At 47.4% G+C, this 1151-nt stretch carries 1 protein-coding gene; it reads left to right on the top strand.

The genetic code is table 11. From position 1 onward, the window contains the following. A partial coding sequence (gene tuf / locus MHN31_RS24080; protein ID WP_138538833.1) for an elongation factor Tu occupies window positions 1-1151 on the top strand: 1151 nt, incomplete at its 3' end.

Consider the following 1151-nt stretch of genomic DNA (forward strand, 5'->3'; position numbering starts at 1 on the left):
ATGGCAAAAGAAAAGTTTGAACGTTCGAAACCGCACGTTAACGTTGGTACTATCGGCCACGTTGACCACGGTAAAACTACCCTAACTGCAGCAATCACTAACGTACTTGCAAAAGTATACGGTGGTGAAGCGAAAGACTTCGCATCAATCGATAACGCTCCAGAAGAGCGTGAGCGTGGTATCACAATCTCAACTTCACACGTTGAGTATGACACTCCAACTCGCCACTACGCGCACGTTGACTGTCCTGGACACGCTGACTACGTTAAAAACATGATCACTGGTGCTGCTCAGATGGACGGCGCGATTCTGGTAGTTGCTGCAACTGACGGTCCTATGCCTCAAACACGTGAGCACATCCTACTTTCTCGTCAGGTTGGTGTACCTTACATCATCGTATTCATGAACAAATGTGACATGGTTGACGACGAAGAGCTACTAGAGCTAGTAGAGATGGAAGTTCGTGAACTTCTTTCTGAGTACGACTTCCCAGGTGATGACCTGCCTCTAATCCAGGGTTCTGCTCTTAAAGCGCTAGAAGGCGAGAAAGAGTGGGAAGACAAGATCGTTGAGCTTGCAGAAGCACTAGATTCTTACATCCCAGAGCCAGAGCGTGACATCGATAAGCCTTTCATCATGCCTATCGAAGACGTATTCTCAATCCAGGGTCGTGGTACTGTTGTAACTGGCCGTGTTGAAGCTGGTATCATCAACGTGAACGACGAAGTTGAAATCGTAGGTATCAAAGAAACTACGAAGACAACTTGTACAGGTGTTGAAATGTTCCGTAAGCTGCTTGACGAAGGTCGTGCAGGTGAGAACATCGGTGCTCTTCTACGTGGTACTAAGCGTGATGAAGTTGAGCGTGGTCAGGTTCTTTGTAAGCCTGGTTCAATCAACCCACACACTAAGTTCACTTCAGAAGTATACGTACTGTCTAAAGATGAAGGTGGCCGTCATACTCCATTCTTCAAAGGCTACCGTCCACAGTTCTACTTCCGTACAACTGACGTAACTGGTAACGTTGAGCTTCCAGAAGGCGTAGAAATGGTAATGCCTGGTGACAACATCAAGATGACTGTTGAGCTAATCGTTCCAATCGCGATGGACGAAGGTCTACGTTTCGCGATCCGTGAAGGTGGCCGTACAGT

The organism is Pseudoalteromonas sp. McH1-42, assembly GCF_022347845.1.
Classification (GTDB): Bacteria; Pseudomonadota; Gammaproteobacteria; order Enterobacterales; family Alteromonadaceae; genus Pseudoalteromonas; species Pseudoalteromonas rubra_D.